Genomic DNA, 22424 nt, shown 5'->3' on the forward strand with positions numbered 1-22424 from the left:
CTATTTTATACGTTGTTCAAGAATCACATTAAGAGTTTTTTGCTTGGTCTGAGCTGCAAGTTCTTCTTCGCCCTGCACTAACAAAGCATAAATTAAATCTAATACAAAAAGCTGTGCAATTTTGGTACCAATAGAGTCACCTTGTAGCTTCCCTTGTTTATTACCATTTACCAAAACATAATCAGCATATTCTGTAACGGGGGAACGCAAACTGTGAGTTAATGCCACTGTCGTTGCACCATTTTGTTTAGCAATTTTGAGTGTATGCGCCGTTTCGGCGGAATATCCTGAATGGCTTAAACCAATTGCCACATCAGAAGGCGTAAGTAATGCCGCCTGCATATACATAAAATGATTATTGCCTGTTGCATCCACTTGGAAACCGATACGCATCAATTTATTTTTTGCATCTTCAGCGGTCACACCAGATGATCCCACGCCGAATAAAAAGATACAACGTGCTTTTTTAATAGCTTTAACCACTTGTTCAAGCTGTTTCAAATCTAATAAATTAACCGTTTCTTCCATTACATTAGAAACTGCCGCTTGCAACTTTTGTGCAATCGTTAAAGAATCATCGCTCGGCATAATTTCTGTTTCGAGCACTGTTTCATCATTGTTATCTTTCGTGGCAAGCTCAATGGAAAGTTCTAATTTAAAATCGCTAAAGCCTTTAAAACCAATAGTTCGACAAAAACGGACGAGCGTAGCTTCTCCAACTTCCAAATGCTTAGCAATTTCAGAAAGGGGGCATTGAGACACTAAATCAGGCGAACGTAAAATCGTATCAGCAATTTTTTTCTCTGACTTGGTTAGACTATGGTAAAGCGAACTAATGGTATTTAACACATTTCCGAATTTAGCCATAAATTGTTCCTTTTGGTTTATCAAGCAGAACATCTTTCACCCAATAAGCTGCGCCGACTAATCCTGCATCTTGACCAAATTTAGCAGATTCAATGTCACAGCTATATACAGCAGGCATATCCTGTAAGAAACGTTTGACTAATGGTAAATAACCTTCAGCCAACCCGACACTACCACCTATAACAACTTTTTGCACATCCAATCCAATCACTAAATCCGCCACTAAATTGGCAATGGCTTTGGCTGAACGCTCTATAAGTGCGGTAGCTTTTTCATCATTTTTTCTAAAACGTTCAAAAACTTCTCTTGGCTCACAAGGATCGTACCATTGGGAAGACACTGCTTCAATTGCACGCCCTGCAGCAACGGCTTCTACACAACCACGACGACCACAACCGCACATTGGACCATTTGGATCCGCTAATGTATGCCCGATATGTCCTGCGATTCCCTTTGGACCAGTTTGTAATTGTTGGTTTAATATGACACCACCACCCACGCCAGTAGAAACAGTAATAAAAACAAAGTTTGATACTTTTTCTGAATCTTGGAGTTGGTATTCCGCATAGGTTGCGGCTTGCGCATCATTTAATAAGCCAATTGGTTTATCCGTGTGTTTAGCAATACTTTCTTTTAGTGGAAATTGATTCAAACCACCTAAATTTTTAGGATTAAGTGCGGTTAAAACACCATCATTTATAATACCGGTTGAAGCCACCGCCACATAATCAAATTGCCCTGCATAATGAGTAAGAAGTTGTTCTAATACTTGATGCATTCCTTCTACCACATTTTCACGCGGTGTATGAATTTGTTGGCGTTGTTCAACTTCGCCATTTTTTACGATAGCCGCCGCGATTTTTGTACCGCCAATGTCTAGAGCTAAACAACGCATAACTTATCCTTATAGTATGAAGTATTTTCTCACACGTCTTACGACTATCTTGCAGATTTCACAGAATTAGCAAACCAACTCACGATATGCTCAAGGCGAGTTAGTGCTGAACCAACAGTGACGCAATCTGCGCCAATTTCAATGGCCACTTTTGCCAATTTAGGCGTGTTATAGCGACCTTCTGCCATCACAAAACAACCCGCTGCTTTTAAATCTTTCACTAATTGATAATCAGGCTCTTCGGGAACTGGACCACCTGTATAACCGGACATTGTGCTCCCCACAATATCAAAACCGAGTTTTTGACAATACAAGCCTTCTTCTAAATTAGAGCAATCTGCCATAGCCAAGCAGCCCATTTCATGGATTTTTTTCACCGCACTTTCAATATCAACTGGACGAGGGCGGCTAGTGCCATCTACCGCAATAATATCTGCCCCTGCATTGGCAAGATCTTCAATATCTTGCAGAAATGGCGTAATACGAATCGGACTATCAGGTAAGTCACGTTTTACAATACCGATAATTGGAATGTTTACGAAAGGACGTGTCGCTTTAAGGTTATCTACACCTTCAATACGTAAACCTGATGCGCCACCAGCAACGGAAGCTTGAGCCATGGCAGAAACAATTTCAGGTTTATCCATTGGACCATCATCAACGGGTTGGCAAGAAGCAATGAGACCGTATTGAATTTGAGAAAGCACATCTTGATGAGATAATTTCGACATAATATCACTCCTAAATATAACTGAGCCTGCATTTTCGTCAGTGCTCAGCATTATATAAAAACATAACTCCATTTTAAAATTTTTTTTGAAGTATTTTTTTGCCAATGTGATCTACCTCTCAATTTTGAAATAAAACTTCAAAGAGCAGTTCAAAAAGTATTTTTTTACTTTAGAATAGCGCCCGAGTCGTTTTTTTGATGTCTAAAACATCGAGCATTCACTTTCAATCCAAGCCAATTATGGCTTATATCAACATAGGTTCACACAGGAGCGAACATTATGAAATTTACTAAACTTTTCCTTGCAACTGCTATCACATTAGGCGTTTCTTCAGCCGTTTTTGCCGCAGATTATGACTTAAAATTTGGTATGAATGCAGGTACTTCATCTAATGAGTACAAAGCAGCTGAAATGTTTGCGAAAGAAGTAAAAGAAAAATCACATGGTAAAATTGAAGTTTCACTTTATCCGAGTTCACAACTTGGTGACGACCGTGCAATGTTAAAACAATTAAAAGACGGTTCTCTTGACTTCACTTTTGCTGAATCAGCTCGTTTCCAATTATTCTATCCTGAAGCAGCAGTGTTCGCGTTACCATATGTCATCACCGACTACAACGTTGCACAAAAAGCATTACAAGAAACCGCATTTGGTAAAGATTTAGTTCAAAAAATGAATAAAGAGCTTGGCATCACGCTACTTTCTCAGGCCTATAATGGGACTCGCCAAACAACTTCAAATAGAGCAATCAATAGCATTGCGGATATGAAAGGTTTAAAACTTCGTGTACCCAATGCCGCAACTAACTTAGCATACGCAAAATATGTAGGTGCATCGCCAACACCTATGGCATTCTCTGAGGTATATCTTGCACTTCAAACTAACTCTGTCGATGGTCAAGAAAACCCATTAGCGACCGTACAAGCACAAAAATTCTATGAAGTGCAAAAATTCTTAGCGATGACTAACCACATCTTGAATGACCAACTTTATTTAGTGAGTAACGAAACTTATAAAGAATTACCGGAAGATCTTCAAAAAGTAGTCAAAGACGCCGCTGAAAATGCAGCAAAATACCACACTAAATTATTCGTAGATGGCGAAAAAGATTTGGTGAAATTCTTTGAAAAACAAGGTGTAAAAGTAACCCATCCAGATTTAGCGCCATTCAAAGATGCGATGAAACCATTCTATGCTGAGTTTGTGAAACAAACTGGTGAGAAAGGTGAAAAAGCATTAAAAGAAATCCAAGCGATTAAATAATCCCCTATTATATGCGCCAACAATTTGGTTGGCGTACTCATTTTCGTTCTCCACAATCTCTCGGAGTGAAGTATGAAATTTTTTAACAAACTTGAAGAATGGATTGGCGGTGCGCTATTCCTTGCCATCTTCGGTATTCTTGTTGCTCAAATCCTATTCCGCCAAGCTTTCCAATCACCATTAATTTGGAGTGAGGAACTCGCTAAATTATTGTTTGTATATGTAGGTATGCTCGGTATTAGTGTGGCTATCCGCAAACAAGAACACGTTTACATCGACTTCTTAACCAATTTAATGCCTGCTTCTGTCAAAAAAGTAACAAACTCTTTTGTACAGTTAATGATTTTCCTTGGCATTATTTTCTTTATCCATTTTGGTATTAAAACGTTCCTTGGTGCAGATTTCCCTATTGACGCATTAGGCGGAATTTCAGAGAAATGGATTTATGCTTCTCTGCCGATCATTTCTATCCTAATGTTAGTGCGCTTCTTCCAAGCTCAAGCAGACAATTTTAAAGAAGATAAAAGCTATTTACCGGCGACGTTCTTCATTATAAGTGCGGTCATTTTATTAGGCATTTTATTTACGTTCCCAGAGTGGTACAAAGTATTGCGCATCACAGAATATGTGAAATTTGGTTCTAACTCTGTATACGTTGCCCTAATATTCTGGCTGGTTATTATGTTCCTCGGTGTGCCAGTAGGTTGGTCATTATTTATTACCACATTACTTTATTTCTCAATGACCAGATGGAACGTAGTAAACGCAGCGGCTGAAAAACTGACCATGAGTTTAGATAGTTTCTCATTACTTGCTGTGCCGTTCTATATTCTAACGGGTATTTTAATGAATACTGGCGGTATCACAGAACGTATCTTTAACTTCGCAAAAGCCTTACTCGGTCACTACACTGGTGGTATGGGGCATGTAAATATTGGCGCAAGTTTATTGTTCTCAGGTATGTCAGGTTCTGCACTTGCTGATGCGGGTGGCTTAGGTCAGTTAGAAATCAAGGCTATGCGCGATGCAGGCTATGATGATGATATTTGTGGTGGTATCACTGCAGCATCTTGTATCATCGGTCCATTAGTTCCACCAAGTATCGCCATGATTATTTACGGTGTAATTGCCAACGAATCTATTGCGAAACTCTTCGTTGCAGGTTTTGTACCAGGCGTACTTGTAACGATTGCCTTGATGATCATGAACTACTACGTATCTAAAAAACGTGGTTATCCAAGAACACCAAAAGCAACTCGTGAAGAACTTTGCACATCATTCAAAAGAGCGTTCTGGGCAATTTTAACCCCATTACTCATCATCGGTGGTATCTTCTCTGGCTTATTTAGCCCAACAGAATCTGCCGTTGTTGCTGCAACTTACTCCGTCATCATTGGTAAATTCGTTTATAAAGAATTAACAATGAAAATGCTCTTTAATAGCTGCATTGAAGCTATGGCAATTACTGGTGTGGTTGCATTAATGATTATGACCGTGACCTTCTTCGGAGATATGATCGCACGTGAACAAGTTGCAATGCGTATAGCAGATATATTCGTTGCCGTAGCTGATTCTCCACTTATGGTATTAGTCATGATCAATGCCCTCTTGCTCTTCTTGGGTATGTTCATTGATGCATTAGCATTGCAATTCTTAGTGTTACCAATGTTAATTCCAATCGCAATGCAATTTAATATCGACTTAGTATTCTTCGGTGTAATGACTACATTGAATATGATGATCGGTATCTTAACACCACCAATGGGTATGGCTCTCTTTGTGGTGGCGCGTGTGGGTAATATGTCAGTATCCACTGTAACAAAAGGTGTATTGCCGTTCTTAATACCGATATTCTTAACATTAGTATTAATTACGATTTTCCCACAAATCATTACTTTTGTGCCAAATCTATTGATGTCTTAACACTAAAGTGCGGTTAAAAAAAGCAAGGCTTTTATAACCGCACTTTTTTTATAAAATAAATCCTATTCAATGCGGTTTTATGAATAGCAAACCATAAACATAACTTAATAAATGAGGTTTATTATGAAATTGACAAAAACAGCATTATGCGCCGCACTTTTTGCAACTGTTGCATTTTCAGCTAACGCACAAGTCTATCCAGATTTACCAGTAGGCATCAAAAGCGGAACTGGCGCACTCATCGGTGATACCGTATATGTAGGCTTAGGTTCGGGTGGCAATAAATTCTATTCTTTAGACTTAAAAGATCCTGCTGCACAATGGAAAGAAATTGCAGCATTCCCTGGTGGTGAACGTAATCAACCTGTTGCAGCAGCCGTAGATGGAAAACTTTATGTATTCGGTGGTTTGCAAAAAAATGAAAAGGGCGAACTTCAACTTGTTAATGATGCTTACAGCTACAATCCAGCTGATAATACTTGGGTGAAACTTCCTACTCGCTCTCCGCGTGGTTTAGTCGGTTCAAGCAGCGCATCTCACGGTGATAAAGTTTATATTTTAGGTGGTTCTAACCTCTCTATATTTAATGGTTTCTTCCAAGACACCGTGGCAGCGGGTGAAGATAAAGCGAAAAAAGATGAAATCGCAGCAGCTTATTTCGATCAACGTCCAGAAGATTATTTCTTCACAACAGAATTATTGAGCTATGAACCATCAACCAATAAATGGCGCAATGAAGGTCGTATTCCATTCTCTGGTCGTGCAGGTGCGGCATTCACCATTCAAGGTAATGACTTAGTGGTTGTCAATGGTGAAGTGAAACCTGGCCTTCGCACCGCAGAAACTCACCAAGGCAAATTCACTGCTAAAGGTGTGCAATGGAAAAACTTACCTGACTTACCTGCGCCAAAAGGTAAATCACAAGATGGTTTAGCTGGCGCACTCGCAGGATATAGCCATGGCCATTATTTAGTGACTGGTGGCGCAAACTTCCCTGGTTCAATTAAACAATTCAAGGAAGGCAAACTCCATGCGCATAAAGGTTTAACCAAAACATGGCATAACGAAGTTTATACTTTAAATAATGGTAAATGGAGTATCGTTGGTGAATTACCAATGAATATTGGCTATGGTTTCTCTGTGTCTTACAACAATAAAGTATTGCTCATCGGTGGTGAAACTGACGGTGGTAAAGCGTTAACCAGCGTTAAAGCCATTAGCTACGATGGTAAAAAATTGACCGTTGAATAATTTGGCATAGAATAATGTATAAGGCTTGAGGCAAAGAATGGGCTCAAGCCTTTTGATTTCATCAAAATATAAAAATTAAGGAGATTATATGAGTGTACTTAGTTACGCACAAAAAATCGGTCAAGCCTTAATGGTGCCTGTGGCAGCCTTACCTGCTGCGGCATTATTAATGGGTATTGGCTATTGGATCGACCCAGATGGTTGGGGGGCAAACAGTCAATTAGCAGCATTATTAATTAAATCTGGTGCAGCAATTATTGATAACATGGGCTTACTCTTCGCTGTGGGCGTCGCGTTTGGTCTTGCAAAAGACAAACACGGTTCCGCCGCACTTTCAGGCCTTGTTGGTTTCTATGTAGTAACCACCCTACTTTCCCCTGCAGGTGTAGCACAATTACAACACATTGATATTAGTGAAGTGCCTGCCGCATTCAAAAAAATCAATAACCAATTTATCGGGATTTTAATTGGTGTGATTTCAGCTGAACTTTACAACCGTTTCTATCAAGTTGAATTACCAAAGGCACTTTCGTTCTTTAGCGGAAAACGCCTCGTCCCAATTTTGGTTTCTTTCGTGATGATCGCTGTATCATTTGCCTTACTCTATATTTGGCCGCATATTTTTAACGCGCTCGTTTCATTTGGTGAATCCATCAAAGATTTAGGTGCAGTCGGTGCGGGGATCTACGGTTTCTTCAACCGCTTATTAATTCCTGTTGGCTTACACCATGCCTTAAACTCTGTATTCTGGTTTGACGTAGCAGGTATCAATGATATTCCAAACTTCTTAGGCGGTGCTAAATCCATTGCCGAAGGCACTGCAACTGTAGGGGTAACTGGTATGTATCAAGCTGGTTTCTTCCCAGTGATGATGTTTGGTTTACCAGGTGCTGCTCTTGCGATTTATCACTGCGCAAAACCAAATCAAAAAGTACAAGTGGCCTCAATTATGCTTGCGGGTGCACTAGCTTCTTTCTTTACAGGGATCACCGAACCGCTTGAATTCTCATTCATGTTCGTTGCACCGATACTTTATGTATTGCATGCATTATTAACGGGTATCTCTGTATTCATTGCAGCCACAATGCACTGGATTGCTGGCTTCGGCTTTAGTGCTGGTTTAGTGGATATGGTACTTTCTAGCCGCAACCCACTTGCCGTTAGCTGGTATATGTTACTTGTACAAGGTATTGTATTCTTTGCTATCTATTATTTTGTGTTCCGTTTTGCAATTAATACCTTTAATCTCAAAACGCTAGGACGTGAAGATAAAGCAGAAACAGCTGCAGCCCCAACACAAAGTAACCAATCTCGCGAAGAAAGAGCGGTGAAATTTATCGCTGCTTTAGGTGGTTCAGAAAACTTCAAAACTGTGGATGCTTGCATCACTCGTTTACGCTTAACTTTAGTTGACCATCACAATATTAATGAAGATCAACTTAAAGCGCTTGGTTCAAAAGGTAATGTAAAATTAGGCAATGATGGATTGCAAGTCATTTTAGGGCCTGAAGCTGAACTTGTAGCAGAAGCAATTAAAGCAAAATTAAAATAAATTTTGACCGCACTTTACATGCCGTCTATCACTAGGCGGCATTTTTATTAATGAGATTTAGCGATGTTATTTATTCCACCACCACTACTCTGTTTATTAATTGGCACTGTAATGTATTTTTTGCCAAAAGTAGCGAGTTATTCTGTCTATTTTGCAGTTATTGCCTTTGTCATTACGCTTTCATTTTTGATTGCTGGAGGCAGTGTGCTTCAATTTTTTATCCGCAAAACGACCATTAATCCTCATGACTTTAAACACACAACACAATTAGTTTCTACAGGCATATTTCAATTTAGCCGTAATCCAATGTATTTAAGCTTGCTGTTAATGTTAATTGCTTGGTCTCTTTGGTTGGGTAATAGTTTAGCTTGGTTAGGCGTGCTTGCCTTTATACTAGTTATGAATCGCTTTCAAATAGCCCGAGAAGAAACCTATTTGGAAAGTAAATTTGGCGATGAATATCGTCGTTACAAACAAAAAGTAAGACGCTGGCTATAAAAAAAACACCTTCACAAGGAAGGTGTTTTTATCAATTTTAAATCTATTTCTTCGGAGCTTGCATAAAGCGGAAGAAATCACTATCTGGTTTTAAAATCATCATATTGTCAGAGTTTGCAAAACTTGCTTCATAGGCTTTTAAGCTACGTACAAAAGTAAAGAATTGTGGTTCTTGAGCAAAAGCATCTGAATATAATTTTGCCGCCGCTGCATCGCCTGAGCCTCGTAATTCTTGTGCAGTTTTATTTGCATTAGCAAGAATCAAGGTCACTTTACGATCTACATCTGCTTGGATAAATGCTGCTTTTTCTTTACCTTGAGAACGGTGTTCACGCGCGACTGCATCACGTTCTGCACGCATTCGTTGATAAATTGAAGAAGATACTTCGTCCGGTAAATTAATTTGTTTTACACGTACATCAATTACTTCAATACCCAATTCCGCCGTACTATCTTGCCCTGAATTTAAAGCTTTTTTTGCCCCTTCCATTAATTCACCACGCGTACCAGAAACGATATCTTTAATGGTTCTTGTACCAATTTCAGAACGCAAACGGTCATTTACTTTACGGCTTAACAAGCTTGAAGCTTGAGTATAATCGCCACCACCAGTAGATGTGTAGAATCGACCAAAATCACTAATCTTCCATTTCACATAAGAATCTACTAGCAAGTCTTTTTTCTCAACAGTAACAAAACGTGTTGCTGATCCATCTAAGGTGCGAATACGCGCATCTAAAACTTTAATGCTATCAATCAAAGGCACTTTAAAATGTAAGCCTGGTTCATAGACAACCACTTTGTTATCTGCATCACGTTGTACTTTGTTGAATCGCAACATAATACCGCGTGTACCTTCCGTCACGACCACGACACTGGAATACACCACTGCCGCAATGACAAAAATAGCTGGTAATAAAAATTTACGCATTAGTTAAATCTCCCTTGGCGAATCGGCTCAACAGTGCTTGGTAGTTGGCTTGAAGAATGATTAATGCGCTCTGGCTGAGATAAAACAGGCGCAGATTCTACCGCTCTTTCTGTTACGGCTGGCGCTTTAGCTGATACTTTTTTACCCATAATTTGTTCTAAGGGTAACACAGTTAAATTGTTACCATTATTGCCATCAAGCATCACTTTTGGCGTATTTGCCATGACTTTTTCCATGGTTTGAATATATAAACGCTCACGCAGTAAATCTGGCGCAGCTTTAAATTCAGGCAATAAACGCTGCAAACGTTCCACTTCGCCTCGAGCATCTAACACAATACGATCTTTATAAGCTGTCGCTTCTTCAATAATACGTTGTGCATCACCACGCGCAATCGGCTCTTTCTCTCGGGCATAGGCTTCCGCTTCACGAATAAAACGTTGTTCATCTTCCTGAGCTTTAATCGCATCATCAAACGCATCTTTTACTTCTTCAGGTGGGCGCGCAGATTGGAAGTTCACATCAATAACCTCAAGTCCCATATCATAGGATTTGATAATGTCATTTAATGCTTTCCACGTATCTTCACGAACAACCGCACGGCCTGTTGTTAAAATATCATTCATTGACATATGGCCGATCACATAACGCAATGCACTGTCAGTCGCTTGACCTAAACTATCATCCGCATTCGTCACACTAAAACGATATTTAGCAGGATCTTGCACTCGATATTGCACAGTCATTTCTACACGAACCATATTTTCATCTTTAGTCAGCATTGAACCCTGTGTGCGAAGTTCTTTAACTTGCTCTACATTCACCGGCAATACTTTATCTACAAATGTTGGTTTCCAGTTCAAACCAGGTTGAACAATAGAATGCAATTCACCAAAACGAAGCACCACACCACGCTCAGCCTCTTTAATAGTGTAGAAACCACTTACGCCCCAAATAATCGCACCAATCGCCACAGCAAGCGGCACCACTTTTCCAAAATTAAATGGCGTACTGTTTTGAAAACTACCATTATTTTGACCGCTCTTTTTATTTCCACCACCTAATTTTCTGAGAAGGTTATTAAAAATCTCCTCAATATCTGGCGGAGATTGTTCTTGATTCCCACGATTTTGATTGTTATTCCATCCATTATTATTGGATGAATTTCCCGGCTGTTGGTCGTTGTTTTGCCCTGGTTTACTCCAAGGATCGCGATCTGAACCGTTCTGTGACATTTCATTCTCCATTTGTCAAAAAATTGTTAAGAGTTTAGCTAAATAAATGGGGCGCGTCTATGAAAATGCAAGGCTTTTTAGGCAATAAAAAATCCTTGATTTTACACAAGGATTTTCTTGATTAATTCACCTCATAAAGAACGCATTTTTGAAGTTCTTTTATCTGTAAACTTTCACCACTCCACTCATAAAAGTGCGGTAATTTTTCTTGATGATTGACAAAAGCGGCTAAATAAACAGGGAGTTCATCAGTAAACGACAACTGGCCTTGCGGACAATAATCTGAAAAAATTTTTTGTTGTTCAGGAAAATGACGAACATTGGATAATTTTACGATCCCAAATCCTTGAGATTTCAATACAGCTTCGCGCAAACACCAACAACGATAAAAAGCCTTCAAAGAATCCTGCTGATGATGAAACCAATCAATTTCTTCTTTTGGTGCAATATGTTCCATCAACGCCGTAAAATTTCTTATTTTAGGAAATTCAATATCAATTCCCACCGCGCTTTTTTCTTCATTTCTAATATCTAATATTACCGCCACCCAATCGCCAGAATGACTAATATTAAAATCTATTCGCTCATCAAGAAAATAAGGTCTGCCACTTTCAGTACGATAAATTTGAGATAAAAGTGCGGTGGATTTTCCTGAGATTTTTAGAAGTTGGAAAAGCAATAAGTGAGCAAGCCGACGGCACTGATGACGCTGAAAAACACGCAAGTTATCCGTTTCAATTTGATATAGATTTTCTGGAATCAGTTCATCAGGTAACGACTCCAAAGAAAAAGGTTGATTTATATTGCCGTAGGCGATGTAGGTTGTCATAAAAATAAAAGCACCATTCAAAGGTGCTTTTATATTAAAAGGATTTAGTTTATGTGTAAATTAGCGAATCACTAATTCCGCCACAGAAACACCGACTAAGCAAGCAACAACAACCCCAATTAAACCTGGCACCATGAAACTGTGGTTAAAATAATATTTACCAATTTTTGTTGTACCCGTTACGTCAAAGTTTACTGTTGCAATGTCTGATGGATAATTTGGGATGAAGAAATAGGCATAAGTTGCTGGCATCAAACCAACCAAGATTGGTGCTGGAATACCTAAACCAATACCAACTGGTAATAACATTACAGCTGTTGCTGCTTGGCTGTTAATTACGACAGAAACTGCAAATAATGCCAATGCGAATGTCCAAGGATAAGTTTGAACCATATCAGTAATCGCGGCTTTAAATTCTGGCATTGCATATTGGAAGTAAGTATCACTCATCCAAGCAATACCATAAATCGCAATAGCGGCCACCATACCAGACTTAAATACCACGCCATTTGGCACGATTTGAGGATTTGTTTTCGTTGCAAGTAAAATAACACCACCAAAGCAAAGCATCATCATTTGGATGATTAGCGACATGGAAATTGCTTTTCCGCTACCGATAGTACGAATTTCAGGAATCATCGCAATTGTAACAATCACCACCAATGCTAATAAGAACAAATAAACTGATTTTTTAGCACCTTGTGGAAGGGCTTCATTCAATGTTGTGCTTGTGGTATTTAAAATACGTTCGCGCCATACGGGATCTTGTAAACGACGTTGATATTCAGGATCTTGTTCTAACTCTTTACCACGACGTATACTATATAAAGAAAGCGCTATCGTACCAGCTAAAGTGGCAGGAACCGTCACACAAATAATATCTAACAAACTAATATGCTCAAAGCCAGGCATTGCAGTAATTTTACCTAAATAGAAGACAACTGCTGCAGAGAGCGGGCTAGATGTGATCGCTAATTGAGATGCCACTGAAGACGCTGCCATTGGACGTTCTGGACGAATTTTGTTTTTCAATGCAACATCACCGATGATTGGCATAATTGTGTAAACAGAGTGACCAGTACCAAGCATAAACGTTAATAAATACACGACTAATGGGCCGAGTAAAGTTACACGTTTTGGATTTTTACGGAGAATGCGTTCGGCAATTTGTAACATAAATTTCAAACCGCCTGCAGCCTCAAGTACGGATGCACAAGTCACCACAGCAAGAATGATGAGCATTACATCAATCGGTGCTTTCCCTACAGGCATACGGAATACGAAAACTTCGATAGCAAGACCGATACCAGAAACAACGCCTAATCCGATACCACCGTAACGGCTTCCCATATAAAGCATTAATAATAAGAATAAAAATTCTAAATAAAGCATAAGTACCTCAAAAATAAAAAAACTGTAAGAATAATACCCTTTTTGAGGCATAAAACTAAATATTTTTTATAATTTTAGAGCAAGAATTGAATTAAAAGGTAATTCAGATCAATTTTACAATGCAGGAATAAGGGAAAAGTGCGGTGATATTAGAAAGAAATTTTTGAAAAAAATTAGGCGACTTAAAAGTCGCCCAACTTGAAATTATTGATTGTTTTGCACGTAGTCAATCGCAGATTGAACAGTTGTGATTTTTTCAGCTTCTTCATCTGGAATTTCGATATCGAATTCTTCTTCTAAAGCCATTACTAATTCAACTGTGTCTAAAGAGTCCGCACCTAAATCTTCAACGAAAGAAGCTTCAGATTTAACATCTTCTTCTTTAACACCTAATTGTTCAACGATGATTTTTTTCACGCGTTCTTCAATACTCATTTGTTTTTCCTATTTTGTTGGTTTTAACTCATAAAAGAGCGGTTAGTGTATGTATTTTTTATCAACTTGCAACTATTTTATAGGCTGGTCGCACCACGAAATAGACAATAAAAAAACATACACCGAGAAAAAAGCTGCATAGCAGGTCTGATTCTATCACTATCTATCACACTTTACCACATTCTATAGTCTGAATTTTACTGTCTGTTCTAGATAACGCTCAAAAACAGGAAAGGTGATTATCAATGAACATTTTCTGCTCAATACCTAATAATATTTTGTGACTCACTTCAAACTTTCAGTAAAAAGTAAGCCCGTTCTATTTTTTTTATCAGCTTTTAAGCGTATTATCTCCAGATAAGTATTGGAGAAAAAGATGTCTGACATTCAACAATTTAGTCAAGAAGATATGGAAATTGTGGCGGAAAAAACGCTATATAAAGGCTTTTTCACGCTAAAACAAATTCAATTTAAACATAAGCTATTTGCTGGTGGTGAAAGCGAGATTGTCACGCGAGAGTTACTCATTAAAGGTGCCGCTTCTGCAGTTATTGCCTATGATCCTAAAGCTGATTCTGTCGTTTTAGTTGAACAAGTACGTATTGGTGCAGCTTATCACCCAGAACCCATGCGTTCACCTTGGTTACTCGAATTAATTGCGGGTATGGTGGAGAAAGATGAAAAACCAGAGGAAGTCGCTTTACGTGAAAGCAAAGAAGAAGCAGGAATAACCGTAAAAAATTTAACTCATTGCTTAAGTGTTTGGGATAGCCCAGGTGGCACGGTAGAAAGGCTTCATTTATTTGTTGGAAAGGTAGATAGCTCACAGGCAAAAGGCATTCACGGCTTGGCTGATGAGAATGAAGACATTCGCGTACATGTTGTAAAGCGCGAGCAAGCGTATCAATGGATGTGCGAGGGGAAAATTGATAACGGCATTGCGGTCATTGGATTGCAGTGGCTTCAATTAAATTATGCTCAATTACAAAAACGTTGGTTACGTAATTAGGTGGCATCGATGAAAAATACCTTTGTCTATCAAACAGAGAAATCTATCATAAAATTATTACAAATTACTGATCCGCATTTATTCAAAGAAAAAGAAACTGCCCTTTTGGGTGTAAATACACAAGCAAGCTTTACTCAAGTATTAAAAGAAATCCAACAAGAAAATAATACATTTGATATTATCCTTGCTACTGGTGATCTGGTTCAAGATGGGAGTGATGAGGGATACCGCCGTTTTGTAGAAATGGTGACACCTCTAAATAAACCTATTTTTTGGATACCAGGTAACCATGATTTTCAACCTAAAATGGTAGAACACCTAAACAAGACACCAATGGAAAGTGCAAAGCATCTTTTGTTGGGTAAATATTGGCAAGTATTATTATTGGATAGTCAAGTTTATGGTGTTCCTCATGGTCAGCTCAGCCAACACCAATTAAATTTATTAGAAGAAAAACTTGCACAACATCCTAATCGCTATACGTTGGTAGTTCTACATCACCACTTATTGCCAACAAATTCTGCTTGGCTTGATCAACATAACTTGCGCAATTCACATGAACTGGCAGAAGTACTTGGGAAATTTAGCAATGTAAAAGGTATTTTATATGGGCATATTCATCAAGAAGTTAATGCAATTTGGAATGGCTACCAAGTGATGGCGACACCCGCCACAAGTATCCAGTTTAAACCGGATAGCCATCATTTTACACTAGATAATCTACAACCGGGTTGGCGTGAAATTGATCTACATGAAAATGGTTCAATCTACACTCAAGTAAAGCGGATCCAAGAAACTCAATTTTTACCTAATATGCAAGAAGAAGGCTACTAATACATAAAACGACAGAACAAACTCTGTCGTTTTTAATTATTTGCATAGCCTTGATCTGGTAAAGGAATATTATCCAAATAAGCCACGCCATTTTGAAGCTTTAAACGATTTTCCACAAACCATTTCACCACGATCGGATAAATACGATATTCTTGTTCACGAGTACGAGCTTCAATAACTTCCACCGTATCATTATCAAAAATAGGCACCTTGGATTGTAATATAATTGCACCATTATCAACTTCCTCATTGACAAAATGTACTGTCGTACCATGCTCTCTATCGCCTGCCTCTAAAGCTTTTTGATAAGTATTCAAGCCCGGATATTTAGGTAAAAGTGAAGGATGAATATTAATAACCTTTCCCTCAAAACGTTGTATAAACTCAGGTGTCAGGATTTTCATATAACCAGCCAGCACAATTAAATCAACATCAAATTTATCCAACTCATCAGCAATAGATTGATCCATTGCCAAATTGCTCTCAAAATTATTGCGTAAAAAAACACGTGAAAAAATACCTGCACTTTGAGCCCGAATTAAACCAAAAGCATTTGCTTTATTGCTTATAACACAAACAATTTCCGCTAGTATTTTCTGTGTTTGGCAAGCATCAATTATCGCTTGTAAATTATTACCTTGACCAGAAATTAAAACGGCAATTTTTTTCATAATATTATCAATAAAATAGTATAGGATAAGTTTCAGTTTTAATATCTAAAACATAAGGGCAGATATAAAATCTGCCCCTAAACTCGAATAATAATATGCTATAAGATCACAACCTTTTCATCATTTTCTTTAGCATCTTCTATGTGGCCAATTAACCACGCATTCTCACCAGCTTGTTTTAATATCGCCAATGCTGTATCAATTTGATCTTGAGGTAAAGCTATTACCATTCCAACACCACAATTAAAAGTGCGGTACATTTCATAGGTATCAATATTACCCTTTTCTTGTAACCATTTAAAGATTACAGGCCATTGCCAACTTTTTTCGCAGATGACCGCTTTAGCATTTTTGGGCAAAACACGAGGAATATTTTCCCAAAAGCCTCCACCAGTTAAATGCGCAATAGCATGAACATTGACTTGTTTAACTAAAGCTAATATTGATTTCACATAGATTTTGGTTGGAGCAAGTAAATGTTCACTCAATGGCTTTCCTTCAAGCAGCGCTGTCGCAGGATTAACATCTGCAACCTCAATAACTTTACGTACCAAAGAATATCCATTGGAATGTGGTCCACTAGAGCCTAATGCAATTAAAGCATCTCCATGACGTACCTGACTACCATCAATTATTTCAGATCTTTCCACTACACCTACGCAGAAGCCAGCCAAATCGTAATCACCTTCGTGATACATGCCAGGCATCTCAGCTGTTTCACCACCCACTAAAGCACAACCAGCCTGTACACAACCATCTGCAATACCTTTCACAACATCAGTAGCTATGTTTACTTCAAGTTTACCCGTGGCATAATAATCTAAGAAGAACAGCGGTTCGGCACCTTGCACAACTAAATCATTCACACACATAGCAACTAAATCTACACCAATAGTATCGTGTTTTTTTAAATCAATGGCTAAACGTAACTTCGTACCAACTCCATCTGTGCCAGAAACTAAAATAGGTTCTTTATATTTACTTGGAATTGAACATAGGGCACCAAACCCACCTAATCCACCAATGACTTCTGGCCGTGTTGTACGTTTTACTTCCGGTTTAATTCGGTCAACCAAGGCATTGCCAGCATTAATATCTACACCGGCATCTTTATAGCTTAATGATGGTTTACTCACTATTTTTTCCTATTGAGATATTGGAGAAATAAAATCTAAATTGATTTTAACAGGTTAAGCAAACGTTTGCGATAAAATTTTTATGCTTCAATAATAAAAAATCTGCACCTCAAAAGTTTCCTAAGTTCAGGCTCTTGAGGTGCAGATAGTTATAAGTATTGAATAATTAATCTAGAATGTATAATTTACATTAAAGCGAGTATCACGACCAGATTCAGGCAATGTTGACACACCTGCACGTTGGCTGTGGCTTCGATAATATTTGTTATTTATTTTGTGTATTAAATCAAAATCTCTTTGCGTTTTTGTGATCTAAGTTGGCTACACATAAAAAAGCCCTGTATAAACAGGGCTTCAATCATCTATTCTTAATTAGAAAGTATATTTTACCGTTGCGTAATAAGCTCGACCTGGCTCATTGTAAGTGCTTGCCCCATTATTTTCGCGATAAATGCGTTTATCAAATAAGTTGCTCACACCAATACGTACACTAATCGTATCTTTCCAGTTATAGCCTGCACTTAATCCCCAAACAGCATAACTACCGATTTCAGTTGAGTTAGCCAATGCTACCGCATTTTCCATTCTAATCTCTTTTACTTTACGACCTACTTGTTTACCATATTGTGTATAAGTCAGCATTGCATCAAAACCATCTATAATCTGATAGCTCAAGCTAGAATTTAACGTATATTTCGGCACAATAGAAAGCGGATTGCCAGTATCTTTATTTTTGGTTTTGTGCATATAAGTGAAGTTATTCACCCAAGATAATTTATTCTCGATTAATGGTAAGGTTAAATTTCCCTCTAGACCTTCAACAAGTGCTCGATTCGCATTACTCCATTGGTATACTTCATTTTTATTAGAAGTCACACCAATGAGCTTATCTGATGGAACAATTTTGTTACGGTAATCATTACGGAAATATGTAAGAGATGCAAGATAACCATCTTTATTGTATTCCACACCAATCTCTTTATTCCAACTGGTTTCTGGTTTTAAATCTTCATTACCTTGGAAATAACACGCATAATCACCTGCGGTTGGGCAACCTTGTCCACGTGTATAAAGTAAGTAGTTTGGATTAGTTTGATAAAGATTTGGTGCTTTATAAGCTCTAGCAATCCCACCTTTTACATTCACATTATCTGTGACTGCATAAAGAAAATTAAGTCCACCAGTCACATTTGATCCCGAATAACTATTATGATCATAACGAGCTGAAGGTGTTAAAATAAGCTTATCATTCACCGAAATATTATCTTCTAGGAAGATAGCCCATTCGGTCTGGCTAGAATAACCACCACGATTTTTTGTAATACCCGGGAATGATTCTGTTGGATCTTTTTTTACTATTCTGTTTCTTTTCCCCTTAGCATCTGTCACAAAAATCACTTGTTCTCCAAGATTTTGTGTCATTGACTGCTTATCATCTAAGGTACTATGTGTACCTTCAAATCCCAAGGTAACCATGTGTTCTACACCAAGTGTAAATGGAATATAGAATTCTGAGCTTAAACGCGTATTTTTTAAAATTGAGTTAGTAAAACCTGTAGTGCTGGTATAACTTCCTTCTGGACCACCGGCTAATCCTTCAGGTAATCGGCTATTTTTAGTCTTATCAAATGCAATGTAAGTTTTGTTATCAAAATGATCAAACTTACCTTCATAAGTTAACGCATAATTTTGTCGGTATAAACGAGCAGTTTCCGCCTTTGAGCTAGCAAGTTGTCTGGTATAAGATGCTTTAATACTATTGTAAAGATCAGTCGCACTATTTTGTGTATCACCGTTATAAATATTACCTTGGCGACTAAAGCCAGAATCCAAGGTTAATTTATTTTTCTCATTGATATTCCACACTAAACGGCCATTAATGTCTTTATTACGTACACCTTCACGACCAGCAATCGCAGGATTGCCATTAATACCGACTTCATCCGCTTGAGTTTTGTTCCAGTTACCATACAAACGGAATTGCAATACATCTTTAATTAATGCCCCGCTTAGATTAAAACCAACACGATTCGTCGCGCCTTCGTCGCTATCTTCCGGCTGGTTAGTGTAATAGCTTAAGCTACCGTGTAAATCATTGGTAACAGGTTTAGTGATGATATTAACTACCCCACCCATTGCACCTGAGCCATAGCGTGCTGCTGAAGGACCACGTAATACTTCAATTTTTTCAATTGCTTCAATCGGTACCCAGTTGCTGTCGCCACGGGAATTACGTTCACCACGCACACCATAACGTTCTGCATTACGAGAGGTGACAGGTTTTCCGTCCACTAAAATCAATGTATTTTCAGGTCCCATACCACGAATATCAATTTGACGTTTATTACCACGTTGTCCGGTGGAAGAGTTCCCCGTTAAATTCACACCAGGCATGGTACGTAATACTTCAGAAACATCATTTGTCGCAGGGCGTTTCTCTAAATCTTTTGCAGTAACAAGGGAAGAACCAAGTGATTGTTTTACCTGATTCTCAGCAGTAATTTTAATTTCATCTAAAGATTCGGTCTGATTTGCATAGCTAACAGTTGCAATAAAAACAGATAAAGGCAGTAATGCAAATTTAGTTTTTTTCATATTATTTCCTTAAGCAGATAATTGATAAAAATTATCGTTTTTTTTTATATTTTCTGTCAAGTAATAAATTTCATAGAAAAAATGAAAATTTTTGTCATGCTATTTCGCTGATACTATCTTGCAATCCCAATAAATCTGCGTATTATCTACCGCCTCATTTGAACATCTCGGGTTCCCTCACCCCGATTCTTAGGTTAAAAAGGTATAAAATGAAATTAAATACACCAATCTTTAATGCACAACAAAAATATCGAGCCGTTATTTGGCTAAGTTTTTTTCATATTCTGATCATTGCAGCCAGCAATTATTTTGTGCAGGTTCCTTTCGAAATAACGTTAAAATTAACCGCACTTGGTGCAGCCAATGATTTTTCTTTCCATAGCACCTGGGGAACCCTCACTTTTCCTTTTATATTTTTAGCAACAGATCTCACTGTGCGCGTATTTGGTGCAAAAGATGCACGGAAAATTATTTTCGTTGTTATGTTTCCAGCATTAATTGTCAGTTATGTTGTCTCTGTTTTGTTTTCCGAAAGCCAATTCCAAGGCTTTAACGCATTAACCCAATTTAATATATTTGTATTTCGCATCGCAATTGCCAGCTTTGCCGCTTATGTTGTTGGACAATTATTAGATGTCATCGTATTCAACCGTTTACGCCAATTAAAAACATGGTGGATAGCACCAACTAGCTCAATGACATTTGGCTCCATGGCTGATACGTTCGTCTTCTTCAGCGTTGCATTCTATGAAAGTGTCGATCCATTTATGGCTGAACACTGGGCTCAACTTGGTTTTGTCGATTATTTATTTAAGCTATTTGTCGGTATTATGCTATTTGTGCCAGCTTATGGCATTGTGCTAAATATAATTTTACGAAAACTGCAAAAACTTACCGCTGCGCACCTTTAATATAGCAATATGCACATAATTTTTTATAACAACAAAAAGGAACAATAATGACACAACATTCTCTTTCTCTTCGAGAAAAAATTGAACAAAGCCCGATGAGCGGTTATCAATGGTTAATTGTCGTGATGGCTGCCATTATGAACTTATTAGATGGCTTTGATGTCCTCGCACTTGCCTTTACTGCAACTGCCATTCGTGGCGAATTTAGTCTATCTGGCATAGAGTTAGGTTATTTATTAAGTGCGGGGTTATTTGGCATGACGGCGGGATCACTTTTCCTTGCTCCACTAGCAGATAAAATCGGTCGCCGCCCATTACTTTTAATTGCGGTATTTTTATCAGCTGTTGGTATGTTAGGATCGGCATTTATTGCCCAATATGAAATGCTCGGTTTCTGGCGAGTCATTACAGGCCTTGGTGTAGGTGGAATTTTAGTTGGAACCAATGTGATTACCAGTGAATATTCATCAAAAAAATGGCGTAGTTTTGCCATTAGTGTATACGCTGCGGGTTTTGGTATTGGTGCCGTATTGGGTGGAATGTTTTCCGTTATGCTACAAAGTGAGTATGGCTGGCGTTCCGTCTTTTTGGCAGGGGCGATTTTAACCGCCTTATGCTTTCTTATTTTGCTTATTTGGTTACCTGAATCAATTGATTTCTTAACGAACAAGCAGCCTAGAAATGCAGAAATACGCTTAAATATGATAGCCAAAAAAATTGGTTTAGGTGAAGGATGGGTATTACCATCTAAAATAGAAAAAACAAAAACTAAATTACCTATTACTCAGTTATTCAGCGAAAAATACTTGCGTTCAACCTTATTAATTTGGACTTCGTTCTTTGCCATTATGTTCAGCTTCTATTTTGTCAGCTCATGGACACCCGCCCTACTAAAAGAGGCTGGAATGACCACCGAACAAAGTGTTAGTGTGGGCATGATGATCTCACTAGGCGGAACCTGTGGCGCATTAATTTATGGCTTACTTGCAAGTCGTTGGACGGCCCGTTCTGTATTAATTTTATTTACCCTATTATCTTCTGCATCGGTGATGTTATTCATTGGTTCAGCCTCTATTTTATGGTTAGCAATGGTATTCGGCATTCTTGTTGGTGCATTAATGAATGGATGTATTAGCGGATTATATACATTAAATCCGCTCACCTATGATGCTGATATTCGTGGTACTGGTGTAGGTTGGTCGATCGGTGTTGGGCGTATTGGCGCAATTTTAGCCCCTACTGTTGCAGGTAAACTTTTAGATAGTGGTTGGGAAAAACAAAATTTATATATTGGTGTTGGATTTGTCCTCTTAATTTCCACTATTGCCCTCTTCTTTTTAAAACGTCGCCATTAATCAAATCTCCCGCTCACTTGAGCGGGTTTTCTTTGATATAACAGTCTTTACCAATACAGACTATCCTTTCAAAACATTCTCTTTTTCGCTACAATACGCCACTATTTTTTA

At 38.2% G+C, this 22424-nt stretch carries 20 protein-coding genes; 9 read left to right on the plus strand and 11 right to left on the minus strand.

What is annotated here, in order from left to right; genetic code table 11:
- From KP712_RS04765 to KP712_RS04775, 3 genes are read right to left on the minus strand one after another with little or no spacing between them, the layout of a single operon-like run.
- Complete coding sequence (locus KP712_RS04765) at positions 1 to 867, minus strand: MurR/RpiR family transcriptional regulator (RefSeq protein WP_111407578.1); 867 nt, start codon at positions 865 to 867, stop codon at positions 1 to 3.
- Positions 860 to 1762 (minus strand): N-acetylmannosamine kinase, encoded by a 903-nt coding sequence (locus KP712_RS04770; RefSeq protein WP_111407579.1) that lies wholly within the window; start codon positions 1760 to 1762, stop codon positions 860 to 862. Before KP712_RS04770 ends, KP712_RS04765 begins: the two co-directional genes overlap by 8 nt.
- 44 nt (positions 1763 to 1806) lie before the next feature.
- Complete coding sequence (locus KP712_RS04775) at positions 1807 to 2493, minus strand: putative N-acetylmannosamine-6-phosphate 2-epimerase (protein WP_111407580.1); 687 nt, start codon at positions 2491 to 2493, stop codon at positions 1807 to 1809.
- A gap of 276 nt (positions 2494 to 2769) precedes the next feature.
- On the opposite strand from KP712_RS04775, the gene KP712_RS04780 reads away from it, so the two are divergent.
- The 5 genes from KP712_RS04780 to KP712_RS04800 all read left to right on the plus strand — a co-directional run bounded on the left by KP712_RS04780 (position 2770) and on the right by KP712_RS04800 (position 8980).
- Positions 2770 to 3756, plus strand: a complete 987-nt coding sequence (locus tag KP712_RS04780; RefSeq protein WP_080351572.1) for a sialic acid TRAP transporter substrate-binding protein SiaP — start codon at positions 2770 to 2772, stop codon at positions 3754 to 3756.
- A 72-nt stretch (positions 3757 to 3828) separates the two neighbouring features.
- A complete protein-coding gene (locus KP712_RS04785; RefSeq protein ID WP_048953901.1) occupies positions 3829 to 5679 on the plus strand; it encodes a TRAP transporter large permease subunit in 1851 nt (616 codons plus the stop codon).
- Between the two features lie 123 nt (positions 5680 to 5802).
- Positions 5803 to 6930: an N-acetylneuraminate epimerase gene (locus KP712_RS04790; protein WP_165818739.1), complete on the plus strand. Its 1128-nt coding sequence runs from the start codon at positions 5803 to 5805 to the stop codon at positions 6928 to 6930.
- A gap of 88 nt (positions 6931 to 7018) precedes the next feature.
- A complete protein-coding gene (gene nagE / locus KP712_RS04795; protein ID WP_111407582.1) occupies positions 7019 to 8482 on the plus strand; it encodes an N-acetylglucosamine-specific PTS transporter subunit IIBC in 1464 nt (487 codons plus the stop codon).
- Positions 8483 to 8545: 63 nt separating this feature from the next.
- Positions 8546 to 8980 (plus strand): isoprenylcysteine carboxylmethyltransferase family protein, encoded by a 435-nt coding sequence (locus tag KP712_RS04800; RefSeq protein WP_111407583.1) that lies wholly within the window; start codon positions 8546 to 8548, stop codon positions 8978 to 8980.
- A 43-nt stretch (positions 8981 to 9023) separates the two neighbouring features.
- Here KP712_RS04800 and hflC read toward each other — a convergent pair whose 3' ends face one another.
- From hflC to acpP, 5 genes are all read right to left on the minus strand, one after another.
- On the minus strand, positions 9024 to 9911 hold the full coding sequence (hflC, locus tag KP712_RS04805) for a protease modulator HflC (RefSeq protein WP_005639909.1): 888 nt from the start codon (positions 9909 to 9911) through the stop codon (positions 9024 to 9026).
- Positions 9911 to 11146, minus strand: a complete 1236-nt coding sequence (gene hflK, locus KP712_RS04810; RefSeq protein ID WP_165818740.1) for an FtsH protease activity modulator HflK — start codon at positions 11144 to 11146, stop codon at positions 9911 to 9913. Before hflK ends, hflC begins: the two co-directional genes overlap by 1 nt.
- Positions 11147 to 11267: 121 nt before the next feature.
- Complete coding sequence (locus KP712_RS04815; protein ID WP_111407585.1) at positions 11268 to 11975, minus strand: 4'-phosphopantetheinyl transferase superfamily protein; 708 nt, start codon at positions 11973 to 11975, stop codon at positions 11268 to 11270.
- 60 nt (positions 11976 to 12035) lie between these two features.
- Complete coding sequence (locus tag KP712_RS04820; RefSeq protein WP_111407586.1) at positions 12036 to 13367, minus strand: anaerobic C4-dicarboxylate transporter; 1332 nt, start codon at positions 13365 to 13367, stop codon at positions 12036 to 12038.
- A gap of 204 nt (positions 13368 to 13571) precedes the next feature.
- On the minus strand, positions 13572 to 13802 hold the full coding sequence (gene acpP, locus KP712_RS04825) for an acyl carrier protein (RefSeq protein ID WP_005627318.1): 231 nt from the start codon (positions 13800 to 13802) through the stop codon (positions 13572 to 13574).
- Between the two features lie 376 nt (positions 13803 to 14178).
- On the opposite strand from acpP, the gene nudF reads away from it, so the two are divergent.
- Together nudF and cpdA are read left to right on the plus strand one after the other, a co-directional pair.
- Positions 14179 to 14811, plus strand: coding sequence for an ADP-ribose diphosphatase (gene nudF / locus KP712_RS04830; protein ID WP_106014038.1), 633 nt, complete (start codon positions 14179 to 14181; stop codon positions 14809 to 14811).
- A 9-nt stretch (positions 14812 to 14820) separates the two neighbouring features.
- Positions 14821 to 15645 (plus strand): 3',5'-cyclic-AMP phosphodiesterase, encoded by an 825-nt coding sequence (gene cpdA, locus KP712_RS04835; protein ID WP_111407587.1) that lies wholly within the window; start codon positions 14821 to 14823, stop codon positions 15643 to 15645.
- 32 nt (positions 15646 to 15677) lie between these two features.
- On the opposite strand, the gene purN is transcribed toward cpdA, so the two are convergent.
- The 3 genes from purN to KP712_RS04850 all read right to left on the minus strand — a co-directional run bounded on the left by purN (position 15678) and on the right by KP712_RS04850 (position 20047).
- On the minus strand, positions 15678 to 16316 hold the full coding sequence (gene purN / locus KP712_RS04840; RefSeq protein WP_111407588.1) for a phosphoribosylglycinamide formyltransferase: 639 nt from the start codon (positions 16314 to 16316) through the stop codon (positions 15678 to 15680).
- Positions 16317 to 16414: 98 nt separating this feature from the next.
- Positions 16415 to 17452, minus strand: coding sequence for a phosphoribosylformylglycinamidine cyclo-ligase (purM, locus tag KP712_RS04845; RefSeq protein ID WP_111407589.1), 1038 nt, complete (start codon positions 17450 to 17452; stop codon positions 16415 to 16417).
- Positions 17453 to 17824: 372 nt separating this feature from the next.
- The gene (locus tag KP712_RS04850; protein ID WP_111407590.1) at positions 17825 to 20047 is read right to left on the minus strand and encodes a FepA family TonB-dependent siderophore receptor; all 2223 of its coding nucleotides are present in this window, start codon (positions 20045 to 20047) and stop codon (positions 17825 to 17827) included.
- Between the two features lie 209 nt (positions 20048 to 20256).
- Here KP712_RS04850 and KP712_RS04855 point away from each other — a divergent pair, with 209 nt between their 5' ends.
- On the plus strand, positions 20257 to 20958 hold the full coding sequence (locus tag KP712_RS04855; protein ID WP_111407591.1) for a 7-cyano-7-deazaguanine/7-aminomethyl-7-deazaguanine transporter: 702 nt from the start codon (positions 20257 to 20259) through the stop codon (positions 20956 to 20958).
- Between the two features lie 47 nt (positions 20959 to 21005).
- Positions 21006 to 22313 (plus strand): MFS transporter, encoded by a 1308-nt coding sequence (locus KP712_RS04860; RefSeq protein ID WP_111407592.1) that lies wholly within the window; start codon positions 21006 to 21008, stop codon positions 22311 to 22313.
- Positions 22314 to 22424 lie beyond the last annotated feature (111 nt).

Source organism: Haemophilus sp. SZY H68 (assembly GCF_018829685.1).
In the GTDB taxonomy this organism is placed as follows: Bacteria; Pseudomonadota; Gammaproteobacteria; order Enterobacterales; family Pasteurellaceae; genus Haemophilus; species Haemophilus haemolyticus_K.

Excerpts from the sequence above, each read along its gene's own strand:
- nudF (WP_106014038.1), top strand. The coding sequence starts at position 14,179 with ATGTCTGACATTCAACAATTTAGTCAAGAAGATATGGAAATTGTGGCG.
- hflC (WP_005639909.1), bottom strand. The coding sequence starts at position 9,911 with ATGCGTAAATTTTTATTACCAGCTATTTTTGTCATTGCGGCAGTGGTG.
- KP712_RS04860 (WP_111407592.1), top strand. The coding sequence starts at position 21,006 with ATGACACAACATTCTCTTTCTCTTCGAGAAAAAATTGAACAAAGCCCG.
- purN (WP_111407588.1), bottom strand. The coding sequence starts at position 16,316 with ATGAAAAAAATTGCCGTTTTAATTTCTGGTCAAGGTAATAATTTACAA.
- KP712_RS04800 (WP_111407583.1), top strand. The coding sequence starts at position 8,546 with ATGTTATTTATTCCACCACCACTACTCTGTTTATTAATTGGCACTGTA.
- KP712_RS04765 (WP_111407578.1), bottom strand. The coding sequence starts at position 867 with ATGGCTAAATTCGGAAATGTGTTAAATACCATTAGTTCGCTTTACCAT.
- KP712_RS04785 (WP_048953901.1), top strand. The coding sequence starts at position 3,829 with ATGAAATTTTTTAACAAACTTGAAGAATGGATTGGCGGTGCGCTATTC.
- hflK (WP_165818740.1), bottom strand. The coding sequence starts at position 11,146 with ATGTCACAGAACGGTTCAGATCGCGATCCTTGGAGTAAACCAGGGCAA.
- cpdA (WP_111407587.1), top strand. The coding sequence starts at position 14,821 with ATGAAAAATACCTTTGTCTATCAAACAGAGAAATCTATCATAAAATTA.
- KP712_RS04850 (WP_111407590.1), bottom strand. The coding sequence starts at position 20,047 with ATGAAAAAAACTAAATTTGCATTACTGCCTTTATCTGTTTTTATTGCA.
- KP712_RS04820 (WP_111407586.1), bottom strand. The coding sequence starts at position 13,367 with ATGCTTTATTTAGAATTTTTATTCTTATTATTAATGCTTTATATGGGA.
- KP712_RS04855 (WP_111407591.1), top strand. The coding sequence starts at position 20,257 with ATGAAATTAAATACACCAATCTTTAATGCACAACAAAAATATCGAGCC.
- acpP (WP_005627318.1), bottom strand. The coding sequence starts at position 13,802 with ATGAGTATTGAAGAACGCGTGAAAAAAATCATCGTTGAACAATTAGGT.
- KP712_RS04815 (WP_111407585.1), bottom strand. The coding sequence starts at position 11,975 with ATGACAACCTACATCGCCTACGGCAATATAAATCAACCTTTTTCTTTG.
- KP712_RS04770 (WP_111407579.1), bottom strand. The coding sequence starts at position 1,762 with ATGCGTTGTTTAGCTCTAGACATTGGCGGTACAAAAATCGCGGCGGCT.
- KP712_RS04775 (WP_111407580.1), bottom strand. The coding sequence starts at position 2,493 with ATGTCGAAATTATCTCATCAAGATGTGCTTTCTCAAATTCAATACGGT.
- nagE (WP_111407582.1), top strand. The coding sequence starts at position 7,019 with ATGAGTGTACTTAGTTACGCACAAAAAATCGGTCAAGCCTTAATGGTG.
- KP712_RS04790 (WP_165818739.1), top strand. The coding sequence starts at position 5,803 with ATGAAATTGACAAAAACAGCATTATGCGCCGCACTTTTTGCAACTGTT.